Origin of the sequence: Syntrophomonas wolfei subsp. methylbutyratica (genome assembly GCF_001570625.1) — a bacterium.
Classification (GTDB): Bacteria; Bacillota; Syntrophomonadia; order Syntrophomonadales; family Syntrophomonadaceae; genus Syntrophomonas; species Syntrophomonas methylbutyratica.
Window position 1 is genome coordinate 31,734 of the sequence record NZ_BBQT01000007.1, and the last position, 20,174, is coordinate 51,907.

Sequence of the window (20,174 nt, forward strand, 5' to 3'; positions counted from 1 at the left end):
ATACCGGCATTAGAGAACGAGGGTTTCATTTGCTTCGCGCTACAGGGAGAGGGAGATAAAGCGGTGAACAGAAGAAATTGGCTACCGGCTATTGGCCTGGGCTTCTTGGGTTTTGTTTTGGGGGGCCTGGCTGGCAGTTTTTTGCAGCCAACTCCCGGCTATATACCCCCCTTAAAAGTGGTGGGCGATGTTGCCCGGGTGGTAAAGCTGGAAGATCCGGAACAGTTGGGAAAACTGCAGCATATAAGCTATGACGGACATGAGTATCAAGCTATTAAGCTAATGGATATTATCACAGCGGCCCAACCTGTAGCTGCGCCGAAGCAGATATATTTAGTCGGCAGTGATGGCTTTACTTCCTCATTTCCGGCAGAAGGGCTGGAGAAATCCTATATTGCTTTTACGGCCCAAAATGGCTGGGAAGCAATCAACCTTAATCACCCGGTTAACAGCAATGCCAAAATGCTGAAAGAAATCGTAGTAGTTTCAGATGGCAGTTCTCCTAATGGCTTAACACTTATTAATTCAGAAAAGGAACTGGTTCGGGTCACTCCCGGTCAGCTATATACCCGCACCCTGCTGGAGTACCCCTATGCGGAAGGCCAGGCGGCTATAGAAAAGCAGGGAAAAACCTATAGCACTTCGGTCTATACCCAAAGGAAAGTATTTCGCCTGGCTGATTTAACTCCGGTTCCGGATGGAGAAAAGATGCTGGTAATGGGGGCTAATGGGGAACAGCGCTTCCTGGAAAACCGGGGTTATTTCGAAGTGAAAGACAACTATATCAATTACCTGGACTTTGATGAGCGCCGCCAGCTGGAAAAAATAAAAGGGGTCATAGTAAATCCCCCGGCCGCCAGTATCATGGATATCTACTATGATGCCCGGCACTATCTCGAGAATGGCGAGAAAGTGCTGGTGCTGGTTTTAGATGGGTTGACTTACAGCTTGTATAAAGATGCGCTGGAAAGAGGGCAAATGCCCTTTCTGAAAAAGGCAGCTCCAGCCGTAAAGGCAGTCGGGGTATATCCGCTGGAAAGCAATGTGTGGCTGGCGGCCATGATAACCGGAGCAGCACCGGAGGAGAACGGGGTTGTCAGTGAAAAGCAGCGGGACTTAAAAATGCCCTCATTAATTGCGCTTGCCAGGCAATGGCAAAAGCAGGCCTTGCTGTTGCACGCCGGTCCAAAGCTGTTAAAAAGTGAAATGGAAGCAGAAGTGACAGACAAAAATGCCAATAAAACCGCCGATAAGGAGCTTTATGCCATAACCCTGGACAAGCTGGAGCAGGACTATGACCTGTTAATAGTACGTTTTCAGGATATCGCAAGCAACAGTGAACTATATGGTGATGAGGCCGAGGCAACTATATCTGCCATGGCGATTACTGACCAGTATCTGCAGGAAATCGTAAAGAATTGGGCAGGTAAAGTCATTATTACCGGCAGCCCGAGGAGTGCTGCCCAGGAATTCACCTGTGATGCCATGTTTGTGCCCTATTTATCTCTCAAGTAGGGACAAGTCGAAATAATTTACCCGATAACTTCGTTATCGATGCCTATTTTCGTATTAAAACACCGGTGAGGAGAGTCATATGAACAGGGTTGACAAGGGGACGGGGTTGTTGACAACTTCATCCTTCAGCCTCAAAAACTATTTTCTTACTAAAATGAATAGCGGTAGACTCAGCTTTTGCCAAAATAAAGCTTTGACGACAATATACATATTTGCGTTGGCAGTATTGATTTTATCCGGCTGCAGCCTGCTCACGCCCCCGATAGTACAGGCGGAGGAAACCTCGCTTTATATCATTGATGCCAATAACCAGTTAATCATGACTGAGCCCCCGCCGGTTACCAGAGATGGTTGGGTTTTAGTGCCCATATCCACCCTGGCTGATACTTTGCAGGGCAAGGTGGTCTGGGATGCCGAGCAGCAAACCATTACTTTGACGAAGAACCGGGATACTATTCGCCTGCGGGTAGACAGCGACCAGGCCAAAATGAACGGGCAGGAATTATCCCTGGACGCGCCTGTGTGTAATATTGATGGCCGGGTTTATGTCCCCCTGGTATCGGTAGCCGAAGCCATGGGAGCAAAACTGGAGTGGGATGAAGAGATTAGGACCGTCAAACTGCTCCCCGGTATGGGTACGGTTAGCCATACCAGCTTTTCCCCCACCCGAGATGGAACCCCATCAGAAACGCTGACTGTTAAGGTGGGCTATTTCGGCACTCCGTACAATACCCTGAAGGTTTTTACTTTCAGCGAATTGGAAGCTATGGCTGATCTGTACCAGGCCTATACCTTTATTGACAGTATGCCGGCAGTAGTCCTGGATTCGGCCCAGGGAGTAAAGCTGGTAGATATTTTGGAAAGCTGTGCTATTGATATTAACTCTATAGACAAACTATATTTTTACACCACTGATGTTAATAAGGGCTGGTATCAGAGCTTATCCAAATCATTTTTACTGGATACCGAACGTTACTATTTTCCTAATTTACCTACTCATTGGGATTACGATGAAGAAAAAGCTCTGCCTGGAGCTGAGAAAGATGCTGTAGCGGTAGAACCCATTATAGCCGTTCGGGACTACTGGAAACGCTTTGCCACCACCCCCGACTTCACCCAGATGGATGAGAGCAACGGCTTCAGGTTAGTTTTTGGCCAGACTGACACCCGTACCAATACGGCTATGCGCTCAGCCAAATGGATCCGTGAAATCTCGGTAATGCTGATTGGCAAACCACCCAGCGAGGTCTCACTTAATCAGAATACCATCAATGCCAGGGTTGGCAGCAGCGTTCACTTGGAAGCCACGGTAGGTCCCTCTGACGCCGCCGACAAAAGAGTCACCTGGAGTTCCAGCAACCCTGCGGCAGCTACCGTAGATGCCAGCGGACGGGTATCAGTTATTGCTCCAGGTACGGCTGTCATTACCGTAACTACGGTCATAGGCGGGTATACTGCCGGTTGCATTATAAATGGCCCCGGCCAGGTGAGCGGCAATCCGGAGGGGGGAGTCGGAGGCAGTGCTGTGAGCAATGAAGAGGAACAGGCAGGGGCAGATGCTCAACAGCGCCTGGCTCAAAAAGGCAGTGCCGTCGTCTCCAGATTACCGGGCAGAATCTACCAAATGTCTGCCGATGTTGTACCTCTCCAGCCGCATAGTGAGTATGGCAATGTAAATATGCCAACCGCGGCAGCAGCCTTAGTCCTTTTTCTCCTGGGTGCAGGCAGAAAATACAGTGAATTTAAGAAGGAGGTAGCCCTGTGATATTTGCAGTACTAGATCCACTTCGGGAAACTATGCACACGGTTTCTTACGGTTTACTGGCGCCAACTATTATTATTTTGCTGCTGTTGGCAGCTTTTATGGTGGTTGAGCTGGGGGGATTATTGGTAGAAATATTTACCGAACGGCGTAGAGAAAAAACCAAGCTGCCCGAGTTGCTGGAGTCTTTTCAGGGCAAAGACACCCAGGGAATTATTGCTGAAATTGACAAAAGCAGCTTGTTCCGTCGCCAAAAGGCAGCATTGCATGAGTTGCTACAGCACGGCGGTTTACCTGCTGTTTCCCTGCAGGCATTGGCTCGCCGCCTGTTGAGCAATGAGGAACTCCATTATTTCAAAATAACCAACCGTACCGATGTAGTAGCTCGTCTGGGACCCATGCTGGGTTTAATGGCTACCTTAATTCCACTGGGGCCAGGGCTGATAGCCCTCGGTCAGGGTGATACCAAGACCCTGGCCGACTGCCTGCTGACCGCCTTTGACGCTACCGTAACCGGTTTGGCCGCTGCTGCCGTTGCCTTTGCCATCTCCCGGCTACGCAAAAGGTGGTATGAGGATTACTTGAGTTCTCTGGAGGCCCTGATGGAAAGCTTGTTGGAGGTGTTGGCCGGTGAACCGGGGATTACGGAGTAGGAGAAGGCTGAAAACACTGGATGAAGAGGTTAGCCCCCTCGAAGGTGCTATTAATATTGTGGATGCCATGCTGGTATTTGCCTGCGGGTTGATGCTGGCCCTGGTTATCCGCTGGAACGTTGACCTGGCCCAGTTCGGAGAACGTGTCAATGTCACCCAGGGTGAAGAAGTGGTGGATGACGCCGATATCCGCAGCGACCTGGTAGAGAGCGAGGGAGAAGGTCAACTCTACCAAAAAATGGGCACAGTTTACAAAGACCCTGCCACCGGGAAAATGTTTATGCTTACGGATGAATAAAACACGGCTGACAATAATCCTGGCTATCGCTCGCCACTGATATCGCTGCATCTACATTTATCCCGGGCATACTTCGGTTGGAGCTTGTTTCTTCCGGAATGAGCTTGAGGGGAGGAGATAATGATTTCATTCAATTGTTGTCCGTCAGTGTCTGTAAACAGAAAATAATAAATATTTATATACGCTGACCATAGACCTTATTCTGAAACATAGGGAGGGTTTGAAAATATGCATTTGATGAATTGGGGATTAAAGCCTCGCGGCAGGAAATCCATTGCCTGCCTGGTGGCCTTAATCATGTTACTCAGTATAATAGGGTTGGGTAGTCCCGGTACGGCGCAGGCCAAGACCGACACCAGCCCCGCTGCAACGGAGTTTGTCGTTAATATTAATGACAATGGGGAAATCATTCCCGTACACAGCTATACCATAGCTGAGATGGAAGCACTCACCACCGGTTATGCAGGTTATTATTCATCGATAGACTCCATGCCGGCCCCTAATATAACTATTGCCAGGGGGGTTACCTTGAACGCACTGGTGGCCGATATCAATCAAAAATACAATGCCAATGTAACCATCAGCCCCAGTACTTTGAAGAGTATTAGACTCTATGCTACTGATAACTGGTCTACCTCTTATACCTACGATTACCTTTATGCTGCCACTCGTTACTACTATCCTGAATTGGTAAATAAATGGGATAAAGAAAATGGAGTAACTGGCCCCGGCTCCGATGCTAACCCGATTGAAGTAGAGCCCATTTTTGCCATCTATTCGTACCAGGATCGTTTTCTCACCGACTTGAACCATGCGATGGTCGGTCCAAGTGACGAAGGCTCCACCACATTCCGCTTCTGCTTCGGGCAGACTGCCAATGATATTACTAATAATGTAATCACCAACAGCAGGTTTGGCCGTTGGGTCAACCGGATGGATATAGTCTTGCCGGACAGGCCGGCTGCCCCGGCTCTGACCGCCGATAGCAGCTACAACAAGGTGGGCAAACCCATCGACATCACCTTCACAGACAACGAAGCCTGGCGCAACGCCATCACTGAAATCAAGGTGGGCGACACTGTGCTGGAAAGCAGCCACTACACTAAGGAAGCCGGCAAAATAACCATTGCCGCCGGTGTTTTCGCAACGGCAAACACCTATACCATAACTGTCAAAGCCACCGACTACAGTGATGCCACCGTAATTCAGATTATCAATAAGGATTATGAAAGCACTGCCCTAAGCATCAAGGTTGATAACGGCAATCCAATAACTGTTACTGCCAAGCAAATCAACGCCTTAAATCCCAATAATGAAATCAGATACTTTTCCCATTACAAAGACGGCCAAATGAACTACTTCACCGGCCTGGGAGCGCCCCTGGCCGCGATCCTGTCCCAGTATGCCTCGTTAAACAGTGCTAATATAGCTAGCATGACCGTAAGAGCTGCTGATGGCTATTACGTAACCTTTGCCGACCCACAGAATGAGCTCTTTAATGAACGTTATTTCTATCCGGCAGTGGGAGAAAGGGTGCAGGTCGATACTATCATATCCACCAAAGCCGCTGAGAACTTTGCCGGTGATATCAGTCAGCTAGATAATACTTACACCATGCGCTTAATGATGGGGCAGACTTCCTCGGAGGAACGCACCATTTCCCGCATGGTGAAATGGGTGAGTGAAATTGATATCACTACCACGGCAACCATTAACATTCCGGTAACCGGAGTTACACTCAATAAAACTGCGACTACCCTGGTTTTAAACCACAGTGAGCAGTTGACCGCGTTACTTACCCCAGCTAACGCCAGCAAACAGACTGTCACCTGGACCTCTGATAAAGAGGCAGTGGCCATAGTTGACAATACGGGTAAAGTAACGGCCGTTGGTGCAGGACAGGCGGTAATAACCGCTACTACCGATGACGGCAGTTTCACCGCTAGCTGTACCGTAACCGTAGCTGCCAACCCGCTGTATAAGTTAACTCCAGCAAAAGATGCTGTTTATATCATTGGCGCAACTGCTGACGGCATCCCGACTTTGACCGTTAATCAGGGGCAAAGCGGACAGAAGTATTTTGCGGTCTCCGTGGAGCCGGTTATATCCCATGCAGGTAATGAAACCGTTATATTCACCCACTGGCGGAACGAAAGCGAACTGGAACTCAATGCTATCATGGCTGACTTTGATGTAGCCAACACTGCCATGGCTGGATTCAATGTACAGCCGGGCGATGTCATCAAGGTCTATATTGTTGATCGCCTGAGCAATGATGAGAGTAACAATCCGGTAATTTTCCACTAGTCCATAGTTTATGAAGAATAAATCGACCGCCTGTGTTTTCCGGGCGGTCGGCTATATCAAACGCTACCGTACAGGATAGCTATCCTGCATGGTAGAGGGATAGTAATCCTGCGGCATATTAGATGAAGCTGACACCGGTTATGTATCTTAATTGAAAACTATGAGGTGATATATTAATGGTTAAGAAAAGAATAGCTATTATCCTTGCCGCTTTGCTTATACTGTCGATGCTCACCGGGTTGGCCCTGGGTGCTCCTCAGGTCACTTTGAATATAAGTAAGAGTAGCGCTGCGGTAGGAGATAGTATAACTGCATCTGGCAGTTCTAACCCGGATGAATGGGTAAGCATTAAATTACTTGATAGTACAAAGAGCATAGTGTTTTATGATGCAGTTAAACCCAATTTAAGCGGGAATTATAGCTGCACATTCAAAGTTCCCCAAATTTCTTCTGGAACTCTGACCGTCGTAGCCGGTTACGAAAGTAATGTTGCTACTCAGCTACTGGCGATACCGGTATCCGGGGGTGGCGGTGGCGGTGGCGGCGGCTTTGTCAGCCCGACCGGTAATACTGTTGGCAGCGGCGGTGGGACTATAGAGGAAGCAGGAGTCAGAGTGAGTTTCCCCGCCAATGCGGTAAGCAGCGACATCAAGGTAAGCATCAACAAACTGAATGCCAGCTCGGTTCCGGCTATTGCAAGCGGATTCAAATTGCTGGGCGAAGCATATGAAATCAGTAGTGACAGAAACACTACATTTGCCAAGCCGGTTACTATTACCCTGCCTTTTGACTGGAACCAGGCGGATAAAGACAAATACGGAATTGGCCTCTATACCTGGAACAATAGCCAGTGGGTTATTCTGGAGCAAGTAAAAGTTGATAGCACGGCAGGCAAAATCAGCGGTGAAGTAAAACACTTTAGCAAATTTGCCGTCCTGGCCCGGGAGCGGGAGAAGGAAAAAGAACCGGCCAAAGATGTAATCGCTCCGGTTAAAGCAACCTTGAAAGACATCACCGGGCATTGGGCAGAAAAACCCATATATGAACTGGTGGCTCTGGGGGCGGTAAGCGGCTATCCTGATGGCAGCTTTAAACCGGATAGCAGCATTATGCGGGCGGAATTTGCCACTATACTGATCCAAGCCTTTAAATTAGAAGCCAGGAGTGGCCAGACCTTTGCTGACACAGCTCAGCACTGGGCCAAAGACAGCATAAGCACCGCTGCGGCCCACGGCATAGTAAGCGGTTACAGCGCCGACAGCTTCGGTCCCGATGATCTCATAACCCGCGAGCAGATGGCTGTAATGATTAGTAAAGCGGCTAACCTCCCTGCAGCGCAAGGCAAATCATTTAGTGACAGTGCTCAGATTGCTGATTGGGCTCAAGCCGCTGTAGCTGCTGCCAGCAGCAAGAACATTATCAGCGGTTATCCCGACAACAGCTTCCGACCCAAGGCCAATGCTAAGCGGACTGAAGCAGTAAGCGTTATTATCAAAGCCATAAACTAGTTTTAAAGGGGTCAGGCTCTTAGTAGCACCTGACCCCTCATTCCTCACTTTTCTTACTAAGCCATAACTGCTTGGTAGACCTTACTTAGAAAGACAAGGAGTTTCAAGTTATGAATTTGATGAATTGGGGATTAAAGACTCGCAGCAGGAAATCAATTACCTGCCTGCTGGCTTTATTTGTGTTCCTCAGTATGCTGCTGATATCCCATCCAGGTCTGGCTTATGCCAAGACCGAAGAGAGTGATCCCGCCGATCATTTTGAGGTTTGGCTGGTAGATCCGGCGAACAAGGATAATAAGATTGAACTGCTTAACTATACGATTCCGGAATTGGAGCAAATGCCCCAGGTTGAGAGAGCCTACAGCTCCATTGACAGTCTTCCCGCCCCGGTTTTTACGGCGGCCAGGGGCATTGACCTGATTGATTTTTTGGAAAGCCTTAAACTGGATATGGGCAGCATAAGCAGTTTTAAATTCCGCACCACCGATTTTGATACAGATGGTTACCCTCCCAATTTTGGTAAAGTATTGCAGGCAAGTGTGCTGCTGGATTCGGAACGTTATTATTTTCCCCAAATACAGGAATGTTGGGATGAATACTGGGATGAAGATTTAGAAAACCCTTCAAATTCAGCTGTATTCGGTTATTGGAAAGATGGTTCCGACCCTTTTACCAGGAAAGGGAAAATTCTGCTTAGACCCATGCTGGGGATAGTATCCTTTCAAGCCCGAGCCATTGGCTCCGATCCCGGAAAACCAGTATATCTCGAGCCGCGTTTTGATTTGATGGATGGCGAGACTACACTGAGGCTATGCTACGGGCAAAAAAATCCCGGCGAATGTATTACCATGGATTATCTCAAATGGACTTATAAAATGGAAGTAACTGGGAGGTTGCTGCCAATTGCCTTAAATCCTGACACAAGCGCCAACCGGGTCGGCACTCCCATAGATATAACCTTTGCTGAGAACATAGCCTGGCAAAATGGTATTGCTGCGGTAAGTATAGGAGATACACCGCTGGGCAAGGGACAATACACGCTTACCCCCGGCAAAATAACCATTGCTCCAACTGTGTTTTCTGCAGCAGGAACCTATACGGTTAAAGTCACCTCGGGTTTTAATGAATCCAGCGTTGAACAGGAAGTATTGGAAGCCTCCGCTTCCGATCCCCATATTCCACCCACTTTGATAGCAGATAGCAGCCAAAATATTATCGGTAACTCTATGACCATAACTTTTAGCGATGATGAAAGTTGGCGCAAGGCCATTAGCGAGATTAAGGTAGACGGAAATGCAGTGAAAAGCAGCAATTACAGCACAACCGAAGCCGGTAAGATTACTATTGACGGCAGTATATTTTCCGCAGCCGGCAGCTATAGTATAGTAATTAAAGCCACCGGCTACCAGGATGCCGGCCTGCAGCAGATAGTTTTTCCTTTACCGGGGCCAGTAACTCTTAAGAGCATTGAAATCAGCAAAACAGCCGCCAAACTGCTCTACAGCGTTGATGAGCCATTGGATATTAGCGGGTTGGAGGTAACCGGGCATTACAGTGACGGCAGCTCCAAGGTGGAGAATATCACTATGGTCAATATCAGCGGGTTTGATAGCTCTAAACCGGCAAGCCGGCAGACCCTGACCATTACTGTTGGCAATAAGACTATCACTTATACGGTAAGCATTTTCCAGGCTAAAACTGCTGCTGATAATTCAAACATTAGCGTAACTCCAGATATTCCATTAAAAATAACTATGCCGGAAGGAATTATTAACAGTAGTATGAAGGTTGCGCAGAATATGCCCTTGCCACCGGTAATAATTGAATCGAGCCAGGCAATTTTGAGTATTCCTGAAGCCACCCTGATAACAGGTTCTGATATTATTAATCTGCCTCAAGTAAAACCTGGTTCTACGGTCAAGGCACCGGGAATAAAAACGATTGGGCTGGTGATTGAAGTAGGCTCCGACAGTAATATTATAAACTTTAGCAAACCGGTAAGACTGCTTCTTAAAGGACAAGCCTCAAAGTCAGCCGGGTTTATTGACCAGGCAGGAAATCTGCGGAAAATCAGTAAACCGGCTTCACTTAAAGCTCTTACCGGCGATGATGCTGCGGAAACAGTAGCCGCCCTCTTTGAAAGGGAGAAAATGCAGGATGCTGCGGTCGACTTCGGAAAAGACCTGGTAATCTGGACCAAACACTTAACTAAATTTATAGCCTACATACCCTTGACCGACACCCCGGTAATTCCTCCTAAAAAGATTGCTGATGAATTTATAATTATTCCATTTGAGCAAATTGCCAGAACCCAAACCATTGGTATCCGTGGCGGCATTGTCAAGACTGCCGGTGCTGTCTTGAATTTTCCGACCAATTCCCTGGAAAGCGACATCAAAGTAACTATCAAAAAAATCACGCAGGATATTCCCGCTATTTCCAGCGGTTTTAAACTATTAGGGGAAGTTTACGAAATTACCAGCGATAAGGATAATAAGTTCCGAAAGCCAGTCACCATAACCTTGCTTTTTGACCCCTCCGAAGTTGAGCAAGAAAAACATGATGTCGGTATCTACTGCTGGTGTAATCAGCAGTGGACCAGCCTGGAGCAGGTAAAAGCAGATATGGCCTCCGGAAAGGTAAGCGGCGAAGTAGGGCATTTCAGCAAATTTGCGATCTTGCTCAGTAAAAAGAGTCAAAAACCCATTATCCTCGAAAAGAAAGCGCCTGAAGTCCCCTTGCCTAAACCCATATTGAGCGACATTGCCGGGCACTGGGCTCAGGCCAATATTATCAAACTGGTAAATGCCGGGGTTATAAGCGGATACCCGGATGCTACCTTCCAAGCGGATAAAGGCATTACCCGGGCGGAATTTGTCACCGCAGTGGTTAAAGCCTTTAAATTGGAAAGCAGGAGCGGGCAAGTATTTAACGACACTACTCAGCACTGGGCTAAAGAAAGTATAAGCACTGCTGCTGCTTATGGCATGACCAGTGGTTATGATGCCGGCAGTTTTTGTCCCGATGACGCGATTACTCGTGAACAGATGGCTGTAATGATCAGTAAAGCGGCTAAGCTCCCGGCTGGGGAAGGCAAAACCTTCATCGACAGTGCCCAGATTGAAGATTGGGCCCAGGCTGCAGTAGCTGCCGCCAGCAGCAAGAATATTATCAGCGGTTATCCCGACAACAGCTTCCGGCCCAAGGCCAATGCTAATCGAGCCGAAGCAGTAAGCGTCATAGTGAATGCGTTAAATAATCTGCCTCCTGCAGGAGAAGGGAGGATGGCGGAATGACCTACCCAGATTATGCCGGTTGTACTGGAACGCAATTGCCTATCCGGTATCCAACCGGGTAAACAGCCGAAAAATGACGACCCGCAGTGTGTTGAACCTATTGTTTAATTAAAGCCTTTCTCATGATGCTCTCTTGCGTTCTCTCACCCCTTATCCCTTCCTTTTCTTATCGCCCATACCCGCAGGTACAAGCAGCGTTGAAGAATAGGTGCGGCATATTTATATTTTTGCGCAGTATCCTTAAAAGTGACCCGGCAAGACCAAGCTTACCCTGTAGTTATAGGGACAAAAATTAATACTAAGTACCGGGGAGCATCAGTAATGCCTGCAGGGGCAGCTTCAATAACTTAACAACTTAAGTGCCTGGCACCGTTAACACTTTATCTGCACAAATCATATATTAGGTAAGTAAATATTTTAAAAGGGTGATGAAATGGATATTAATAATGGATTACTTGCTCCCCCCAATGTCCGCTATCGTCAGGTCCGTACTGGGCCGAAAAGTCCCAGAGGGCCAAAAACTACCGCTGGTGCCAGGACAATTAAGAAGGGCCGCTCCGAGAATCTGCCGGTTCTTCAGGACCTGCCTGCTGAAAGTGTGGCTTCTTGGGGTTATGTATTTCAGCTAAACACCCAAACCGTAGCAGTTGGCTCAAATATAACATTTAGCAATAACGGCCCTTTAAACGGCATAAACCACACCCCTGGTACGGCTGGGATTCGCGTTACTCTTGACGGTACTTACAATATAACATTTTCCGTTTATACAACCCAGAATAATCCTCAGCATTGGGGAATAGTGGTTAATGGTGTAGTTAAATCAGAATTTAATTCCGCCGGTCAATCTTTAACGGCTTCAACGACACTAACTCTTAGTGCCCTGGACAATGTAACCATCCGCAATATAAATACAATACCCGATCCTGCGACTCTTAGAATAGGTAATTTTACCACTGCTTATGTACTTATATACAAGGTTGATTAGCTAATCACTGTTTAAAAGCAAATTACTCTGAACATTGACAAAAGCTAAGATAATTTTGTCAATGTTCTTTTTTGGGGCTTTTGCTAATTTTTTGGTCACCAGCACGTCTACATGCGGAGCAAACCGTTGCGTGAAGGTAAGGTGCAGGCAGATGGAGACGAATATTGATCAGCAGGCTAGAGTGGTGTAAACTGGGGTCGATGCTTTGTATAGCCAATTTGGCTAAAATTTATAACGAGATGAAATATGTCTCCCGCTTCTTTAAGCAGTCGGGTTCCTATTAACAAAACAGGCGGCGGGTTCTTATTCCCCGTCTCGTTGCAGTGCTATGTTGAAAACATCCGGATTTTTTCGCTTATTGCTCGGATAAGTGATATTGCTTTAAGTTTTAGCTTATTTTAAACAAACTTGATTGTGCGTGACTTTGTAGCGAGGGGGGCTATATATAAGATAAATCAGCAAGACGATTTTTGTTTTAAATGCTTTTCTCAAGAAGTCCTTTTATCTGTTGAAAGATTAAAAGAATCATTTTGATTATGCATTTTTGTGTAATCATGAAGTCGGAGATATGATTAAGAGGTGATATTGATGGCCAAGAAAAGAATTGCCTTTATTGTTGCCGCTCTGCTAATATTATCTATATTTCCCGGGCTTGCCCTGGGCGCTTCCGTCAGTTTAAATTTAAGTAATAGCAGTGCATTAATAGGAGATAGTATAACTGCATCCGGCAGCGCTGATCCGAATCAGTGGGTAAGTATTAAAATTGTTGATTCTTTGGGAAATATAGTGTTTTTTGATGCGGTTAAATCGAATGCCGGTGGTAATTATAGTTATACATTTAAGATTCCTCAAGTTGCTGATGGGACCTTAACAGTAGTAGCTGGCTATGGGAGCAATGTTGCCAACAAATCGCTGCAAGTTAGTATTTATAAAGTGCTAGATCCGAAAACATGCGACCCCGATAAAAAATGGAAGGTTGTTTTTAACAAACCCGCAAATCCTAACACATTAAAAGAGCAAATCAAGGTAATGAACACAACAGATAATAGTCAGGTAGGGATTCAAGAAGTACTACCAGAGAATGATGGCCTCTGGGCTGTCATATACCCGGCACAGGATTACCAGTCTGGCCAAACCTATGTCATTTATATTAACCCCGATATTGCAACGACCGATGGGGAGCCATTAAAGAGCGGCTACCAAATGAGTTTTACCGTTAACTAGGAAAGCCGGGCGACATTAAAGGGAGCACCATTGCTTATGTCAAGGGAAGCAATGGTGCTCATTTATTATGCCTGCAACAGATATCTGCTTATGGAGAATTATGGGCATCCCCTGCAATTCGATATGAAAAAGAAGTAAATAGAAGTTAGATGGCCTGGTTTAATTTTTAGGATTTAATCATGGTCAAAAGCATTTTAAAGCACTTTACGGCTTTTAAGGCATGAGGCTCACCGGCAGGCATAATAATGGTTTCCCCGCTGGTTAAAATGTGGCTTTCACCGGAAATAATGATTTCAGCCTCACCATCAACAACCTGTACTACGGCATCAAATGGGGCGGTATGTTCGCTTAAACCCTGCCCTTCATCAAAAGCAAATAAAGTAATGGTTCCACTGGGACGATTAATCAAGGTCTTGCTAACCACTGCTGCGGTCTGGTATTCTATGGCAGTGTCCAGCTTGAGTTTGCCCTGGGGGTAATCTTTTTTCTCCTTAATTTCCATCTTTATACCTCCTTTGCGGAATACCTTCCTATTTTGTATTATGTTTGGTTAGCTATTAGTTTAATATGCATATTCCCCAATAGTCAATGACTGCCTTCTTAAGCAGCAAAACTTAGGTGTTGCCCATGCGAAGACTGCGAGCGGTATATTTATACAAGCCAATGAATATTAATAACTTTTTGCAGTAGAATCAATCATATATTTGATCTTAGACCCCGTAATATACTAATATCCATTTTAAGCAGATCCCACCTGTTTCCGGTTCCATTCCAATTCACCGCATGGAGAAGGTTAACCGTAGAAGGGTAACTGGATACTGGCGCTGCACTGAATAACATGGCACATATTACCTTTGACGATATTTCCTACTTATCAATACAATTGTAATGAAATAAGTGAGAAAAATACATTATTGGGAGTAGGAGGTGTTGCTGCTAGCAAATGAGGCCGGTCAAAGGTAATTATTCTTGGAGGATATTATGAATAAGAAATTTTCTTGGATATTTGTAATGGTGGCACTGACATTATTAACGGCCTTTCTTATTATTCCGGAATATAGGTCAGCCAAATCTACGGTGGGTACGATTCAGATACATAAAGAAGGAAATCAGCTACATAGGGAAGGAATGACAAGCGGGGACGGAGCCCAGGAGGGAAAAAAGCTAATAGCGGAGAAGCCTAAGGATGCTTCGGTTGATTCAGTCAATGACAAAAAGGTTGATTTGCCTGTTGACAAGAAGGAGGCCATGGCTAATAAAACAAGCAATGACAGCAACAAGAAAGAGGATATGGTTCAGAAAATAAGCAATGACAGGATAGAGGTTTCGAGAGCGGGGAGCAGTGCTGCGGGCAATAAGCAAAATTCCCGGATGGGTAAAGCAGCGGAGGCTTCCACCGGTAAGTCCCAGTATCCGCAGGTGAGCAAAGCTGTGGATAATTCCGAAGATTACCAGGCAGGTAAAGTTGCGGCAGGTAATTATGCAGATTCCTCATACCCCCAACTAAGCAAAGTGCAGGGCTCATTTGGCCAGTTTCGCTATAAAGACATAAGTGGCGGCAGGATAGAAATCGACCCCCGGTGGATAGCGGAAAACATAGTTACCATAACATTACCGGGCTTAAACCGGGAGGTTCAGGTGCATAAGGAAGCCCAGGATAATTTTATCCAGGCTTTTAACTATATAAAAAATGGCAAGGCCTGGATAAACGGTAAAGAGGTTCCCCTCTTGAGCCTGGTTAAAACCATGGACGGAACATTTGTGCCTCGGCATGTAAACTGGAACCCGGCCAAAGGTTTGAGCAGGCATTCCTGGGGTATAGCCATAGATATCAATGCCCCCAATCATTTCCGCTATGTTGATCCCGAACAGGAAGCCAACGACCCCAATTTGATACTCTGGGGAAAGGCTTTTAAGCCGGCGGGATTCACTTGGGGCAACAGTTATGGTGATTCCATGCATTATGAACTGCTGGAGTAAAGGGTATGGATAATTAAGAAAAAAGGTGAGCAATTACAGCATATACGGCTTATAAAGATAGGCCGTTTTTTTATGAAAAAAGCGGATTTTTTGCTATATTATCGTCAGGCCCAGCAGTTTTTTTTACCTATATTCTGCTTTATTCATCTTTTTACTTGCTGTAGTTTTCATTTGTAGTTAAACTTTAATATGATGAAACTACAAGGAGGTTGGAACATTGAATTTGAAAAGGACAGCCCTTTTTCCCGCGCACCAGAAGTATAATGGTCGTATGGTGGATTTCGGCGGGTGGGAATTGCCCATCCAGTACGAGAGTATCATTAAAGAACATCACACGGTGCGGAAGAAGGCGGGTCTTTTTGATGTATCGCATATGGGGGAAATAGAAGTCCGTGGTGAAAAGGCCGAAGCTTTTTTGCAATACCTGCTGAGCAACGATATCAAAAAAATAGCGCCGGGACAGGTGCAGTATAATATAATGTGCTATCCTGACGGGGGCGTAGTAGATGACCTTTTGGTTTACAAGTATACGACCGAGCATTATATTCTGGTGGTGAATGCCGCTAACACCGATAAAGATTTTGAGTGGATCAAGAAAAATGCTTTTCCCGGCGTGGAAATTAAAAACCTTTCGGATGATTATGCCCAAATGGCGATTCAAGGGCCTTTGGCCGAACAGATTCTGCAGAAACTGACGGATTTAGATTTGCGTAGCATTAAATATTATTGGTTTCAGTCTAATGTGGAAATAGCGGGGAAAACAGCTATTATTTCTCGTACAGGCTATACCGGCGAGGATGGTTTTGAAATCTACCTGTCTCCAGCGGATGCGATAGATGTCTGGGAAGCTATTCTGGCGGCCGGCGGGGAGGATATTGCCCCCATTGGCCTGGGGGCTCGTGACAGCCTGCGCTTTGAAGCCAAACTGCCCCTCTACGGGCAGGAACTGGGTCCGGATATCAGCCCGCTGGAAGCCCGCCTGGGTATTTTTGTGAAGTTTGATTGCGGTGATTTTATTGGCCGGGAGGCCCTGCTGCGGCAAAAAGAAAGCCAGCCCCCGCGGGTGCAGGCGGAGCTATTGATGCTGGAGAGGGGTATACCTCGCTCTCATTACGAAGTTTGCCAGGAGGGTAAAGTAATTGGCCAGCTAAGCAGCGGCGGCCTGGCTCCCAGCCTGGAAAAAAACCTGGCTCTGGCTCTGGTAGATCGGGAATACTACCAACCAGGGGCGGAAGTTGAAGTTATGATCCGCAATAAACCAGTTAAAGCCCAGATTGTAACCGGGGCTTTTTACCGGAAAAAAACCCAGGCTTCATAAAGAATGGAGTTCTTAATTTTATCGTAGTGAATCAGCTTTATATCCGGCAAAACCGTCAAAAAACATCCCCTTGTCAGAGGGGTACTTAATAAAGGAATATTATGGAGGGATGGAAGTGAAAATACCAGCAGATTTGTATTATTCTCCAAGCCACGAATGGGTAAGAGTAGAAGGAGACCAGGCCTGGATCGGTATTAGCGACTATGCCCAGCATGAACTGGGAGACATAGTTTTTGTGGAAATGCCGGAGCCGGATGATGAACTGGAGGCCGGAGGGCAGCTGGGGGTTATCGAGTCGGTAAAAGCCGCCTCGACTATCTATAGCCCGGTAGGCGGCACTGTTGTGGCTATTAATGAGGAACTGGAGGATGCTCCCCAGTTGATTAACGAAGACCCTTATGCCAATTACATTGTAGTTGTGGCCATGAATAATCCAGGGGATGTGGACAGCCTGCTTTCGGCTGCTGCCTATGAAGAGCTGTGCCAGAAAGAGCAGGGGGGAGAATAGAATGAGGTATAGCCCCCACTCTCCTACCGAAGTGGAGGAAATGCTTTTCAGTATCGGGATGAAAAACAAGGCGGAACTTTTTGCCGATATACCGGACAGGCTCAAGCTGGGACGGGATCTGGAGCTGGGTCCGGGACTTACGGAAATAGAATTGGGCCGCCATCTTAAGGAACTGGCCGGCAAGAACATGAATCTGGATGATTATCCCTGCTTTCTTGGGGCCGGGGCTTATGACCACTATATCCCGGCTGCCTTGGATCAACTCTTGCTCCGTTCCGAATTCTATACCGCCTACACCCCATACCAGCCAGAAATAAGCCAGGGCATACTGCAGGCTATATTTGAATACCAGACCATGATCTGCGCCTTGACCGGCATGGATGTGGCCAATGCCTCTCTTTATGACGGAGCCAGCGCTCTGGCCGAAGCCTGCCAGATGGCCTGCGAAGGCAGCCGAAGGCGCAAAGTGATACTTCCCGCCACCCTGCATCCGGAATACCTGGAAGTAGTAAAAAGCTATGCGGTTTCGGGCAAGATGGAGATAATTATGGCACCGGAACGGGAGGGCATAATAGATAAGGAAACTACCCTGGCTCTATTAAAGCAGGATAGCGCCTGTCTGGTTATACAACAGCCCAATTTCTTCGGTTGTATAGAGGAAATAGCTGCCTGGGAAAAGGCGGTTCACGCCGCCAAAGCCCTCTTAATCATGGTGGTCAATCCTATCTCCCTGGGTCTTCTAAAGTCTCCGGGGGAATGGGGGGCGGATATCGTGGTAGGGGAAGGACAGCCGCTGGGCAATCCTTTGAGTTTTGGCGGTCCTTACCTGGGCTTTATGGCCTGTTCCAAGAAGTATATGCGGAAAATGCCGGGGCGTCTGGTCGGCCAGAGCGTGGACAGCAATGGAGAGACCTGCTATGTGCTGACCCTGCAGGCACGGGAGCAGCATATCCGGCGCGAGCAAGCCAGTTCCAATATCTGTTCCAATGAAGCTTTAAATGCTCTGGCGGCCAGTATTTATTTAAGCCTGGTCGGACGTCAGGGATTGGTGGATATAGCGGTTCGCTGTCACCAGCTGGCGGTTTATGCCCGGCGGCAGATGGAAAGTTGCGGCCTGTCTTTGAAATACCCGCAGGCCTTTTTTAATGAATTTGCCGTAAAAGTAGACGACCCGGCCCGGATTAACCGGCTCTTGCTGGAACAGGGCATCATCGGGGGTTATGAACTGCCCGGAGCTTTGCTCCTGGCCTTTACGGAAAAGAGAACCCGAGCCGAGATTGACCGGCTGGCAGTTTTGATAGGAGGGGAATAAGCAGATGAGCAAAGTAATTTTTGCCCGGAGCGTAGCCGGTGGAGGCGGTTTTTCCCTTCCGCCCTGTGATGTAGCGGAAATCGAGCCCGCTGCGGAAATCAACCGCGAATTCTTGCGTGCTGAAGCTCCTTTGCTGCCTGAACTGAGCGAAGTGGAGGTAGTTCGCCACTATGTGGAACTATCGCAACGAGCCTATGGGGTAGACAATGGCTTTTACCCTTTGGGTTCCTGCACCATGAAATACAATCCCAAAATCAATGAGTGGGCGGCCCGTCTGCCTGGATTTGCCTTCCTGCATCCCTACCAGGTGGAGGAAAGCGTGCAAGGTGCCCTGGAATTGCTTTACCGGGCGGAAAAACTATGCTGTGAAATAGGGGGTATGGATCGCTTTACCCTGCAACCGGCCGCTGGTGCTCACGGTGAGTTGACCGGTCTGATGATAATCAAGGCCTATCACCGGCATCGCCAGGACTTGGCTCGGAGCAAAATACTGGTACCGGACTCGGCTCATGGAACCAACCCGGCTACCGCCCATGTACTGGGTTTTGAAGTAGTTGAGGTTAAATCCAATGAGGAAGGTCTGGTGGATCTGCAGGATCTCAAGGCCTGTATGAGCAGTGAAGTTGCTGCTCTGATGCTAACCAATCCCAATACCCTGGGCTTGTTTGAAAAGGAGATTGAGGAAATAGCCGCAGTTGTTCACGCCGGCGGCGGATTGCTCTATTATGACGGGGCCAACCTTAATGGCATAGTAGGGGTAGCCCGGCCAGGCGATATGGGTTTTGATGTATTGCATTTCAACCTGCACAAAACCTTTGCTACTCCCCATGGTGGCGGAGGACCGGGCTCCGGGCCGGTTGGGGTCAAGGAATTCCTGAGCGATTTTCTGCCCCGTCCGCTGGTGGAAAAGAAGGAAGAGGGCTATTGTCTGGACTATGACCGCCCCTTATCGATAGGGAAAGTGAGAAGCTTTTACGGCAACTTTGGGGTTATTGTTAAAGCCTATGCTTATATGATGGCTCTGGGTGGGCCGGGCTTGCGGGAAGCTTGCGAGCTGGCCGTTCTTAATGCCAATTACCTCCGCCATCATTTGCAGGAGGATTATCACATAGCCTTCAAGCGTTTATGCAAACATGAATTTGTAGCCAGCGGGCAAAAACAACTGGCGGAAAACGGGGTCAGCACCCTGGATATAGCCAAGCGCTTGATGGATTATGGTTTTCACCCTCCCACCGTTTATTTCCCTCTAATTGTCAAGGAAGCCTTGATGATTGAGCCGGTGGAGACGGAGAGCCGGGAGCGTTTGGATGAGTTTATCGCCGCTCTGCGGGAGATCGCTCGTGAAGCCCGGGAGAACCCGGATATTTTGCATCAAGCCCCGCACAGCACGGTAATCAAGCGGGTGGATGAGGTTCGGGCTGCCCGTCAGCCGATCCTGCGCTGGCCGGGATGAGGAGCCGAATAGCCCCGTCCGAACTTGAGCATTCGAGAAACGACTCCGCTGCAAA

The 20,174-nt window shown here is 47.5% G+C and carries 15 protein-coding genes; 14 read left to right on the forward strand and 1 reads right to left on the reverse strand.

Annotated elements, in window-relative coordinates; translation table 11 throughout:
- The first annotated feature begins 63 nt into the window (after positions 1-63).
- From AWB54_RS07100 to AWB54_RS07140, 9 genes are all read left to right on the forward strand, one after another.
- Positions 64-1,515, forward strand: a complete 1,452-nt coding sequence (locus AWB54_RS07100; protein ID WP_061213915.1) for an alkaline phosphatase family protein — start codon at positions 64-66, stop codon at positions 1,513-1,515.
- Between the two features lie 79 nt (positions 1,516-1,594).
- Positions 1,595-3,280, forward strand: a complete 1,686-nt coding sequence (locus AWB54_RS07105) for a copper amine oxidase N-terminal domain-containing protein (protein ID WP_061213916.1) — start codon at positions 1,595-1,597, stop codon at positions 3,278-3,280.
- A complete protein-coding gene (locus AWB54_RS07110; RefSeq protein ID WP_235811120.1) occupies positions 3,277-3,930 on the forward strand; it encodes a MotA/TolQ/ExbB proton channel family protein in 654 nt (217 codons plus the stop codon). The genes AWB54_RS07105 and AWB54_RS07110 overlap by 4 nt, the downstream gene beginning before the upstream one ends.
- Entirely contained in the window at positions 3,908-4,228 is a 321-nt protein-coding gene (locus AWB54_RS07115) for a DUF2149 domain-containing protein (protein WP_061213917.1), read from the forward strand. Before AWB54_RS07110 ends, AWB54_RS07115 begins: the two co-directional genes overlap by 23 nt.
- 228 nt (positions 4,229-4,456) lie before the next feature.
- The gene (locus tag AWB54_RS07120) at positions 4,457-6,535 is read left to right on the forward strand and encodes a hemoblobin-interacting domain-containing protein (protein WP_061213918.1); all 2,079 of its coding nucleotides are present in this window, start codon (positions 4,457-4,459) and stop codon (positions 6,533-6,535) included.
- A 176-nt stretch (positions 6,536-6,711) separates the two neighbouring features.
- Positions 6,712-8,043 (forward strand): S-layer homology domain-containing protein, encoded by a 1,332-nt coding sequence (locus tag AWB54_RS07125; RefSeq protein ID WP_061213919.1) that lies wholly within the window; start codon positions 6,712-6,714, stop codon positions 8,041-8,043.
- A gap of 110 nt (positions 8,044-8,153) precedes the next feature.
- Positions 8,154-11,339, forward strand: coding sequence for a hemoblobin-interacting domain-containing protein (locus tag AWB54_RS07130; RefSeq protein ID WP_061213920.1), 3,186 nt, complete (start codon positions 8,154-8,156; stop codon positions 11,337-11,339).
- Between the two features lie 433 nt (positions 11,340-11,772).
- Entirely contained in the window at positions 11,773-12,324 is a 552-nt protein-coding gene (locus AWB54_RS07135) for a hypothetical protein (protein ID WP_061213921.1), read from the forward strand.
- Between the two features lie 588 nt (positions 12,325-12,912).
- Positions 12,913-13,548, forward strand: coding sequence for an Ig-like domain-containing protein (locus tag AWB54_RS07140; protein WP_061213922.1), 636 nt, complete (start codon positions 12,913-12,915; stop codon positions 13,546-13,548).
- Between the two features lie 166 nt (positions 13,549-13,714).
- Here the strand turns inward: AWB54_RS07140 and AWB54_RS07145 are convergent, their stop codons facing one another.
- Complete coding sequence (locus tag AWB54_RS07145) at positions 13,715-14,050, reverse strand: cupin domain-containing protein (protein WP_061213923.1); 336 nt, start codon at positions 14,048-14,050, stop codon at positions 13,715-13,717.
- A 479-nt stretch (positions 14,051-14,529) separates the two neighbouring features.
- Between AWB54_RS07145 and AWB54_RS07150 the strand changes: the two genes are divergently transcribed.
- The 5 genes from AWB54_RS07150 to gcvPB all read left to right on the forward strand — a co-directional run bounded on the left by AWB54_RS07150 (position 14,530) and on the right by gcvPB (position 20,119).
- A complete protein-coding gene (locus AWB54_RS07150; protein ID WP_061213924.1) occupies positions 14,530-15,528 on the forward strand; it encodes a M15 family metallopeptidase in 999 nt (332 codons plus the stop codon).
- Between the two features lie 217 nt (positions 15,529-15,745).
- Positions 15,746-16,846, forward strand: coding sequence for a glycine cleavage system aminomethyltransferase GcvT (gene gcvT / locus AWB54_RS07155; RefSeq protein ID WP_082736074.1), 1,101 nt, complete (start codon positions 15,746-15,748; stop codon positions 16,844-16,846).
- A 115-nt stretch (positions 16,847-16,961) separates the two neighbouring features.
- Positions 16,962-17,354: a glycine cleavage system protein GcvH gene (gene gcvH, locus AWB54_RS07160; protein WP_061213925.1), complete on the forward strand. Its 393-nt coding sequence runs from the start codon at positions 16,962-16,964 to the stop codon at positions 17,352-17,354.
- Between the two features lies 1 nt (position 17,355).
- Entirely contained in the window at positions 17,356-18,666 is a 1,311-nt protein-coding gene (gene gcvPA, locus AWB54_RS07165) for an aminomethyl-transferring glycine dehydrogenase subunit GcvPA (RefSeq protein WP_061213926.1), read from the forward strand.
- 4 nt (positions 18,667-18,670) lie between these two features.
- Positions 18,671-20,119 carry an aminomethyl-transferring glycine dehydrogenase subunit GcvPB gene (gcvPB, locus tag AWB54_RS07170; RefSeq protein ID WP_061213927.1) on the forward strand — a complete coding sequence of 483 codons (1,449 nt, stop codon included), beginning with the start codon at positions 18,671-18,673 and terminating at the stop codon, positions 20,117-20,119.
- The last annotated feature ends 55 nt before the right edge of the window (positions 20,120-20,174 follow it).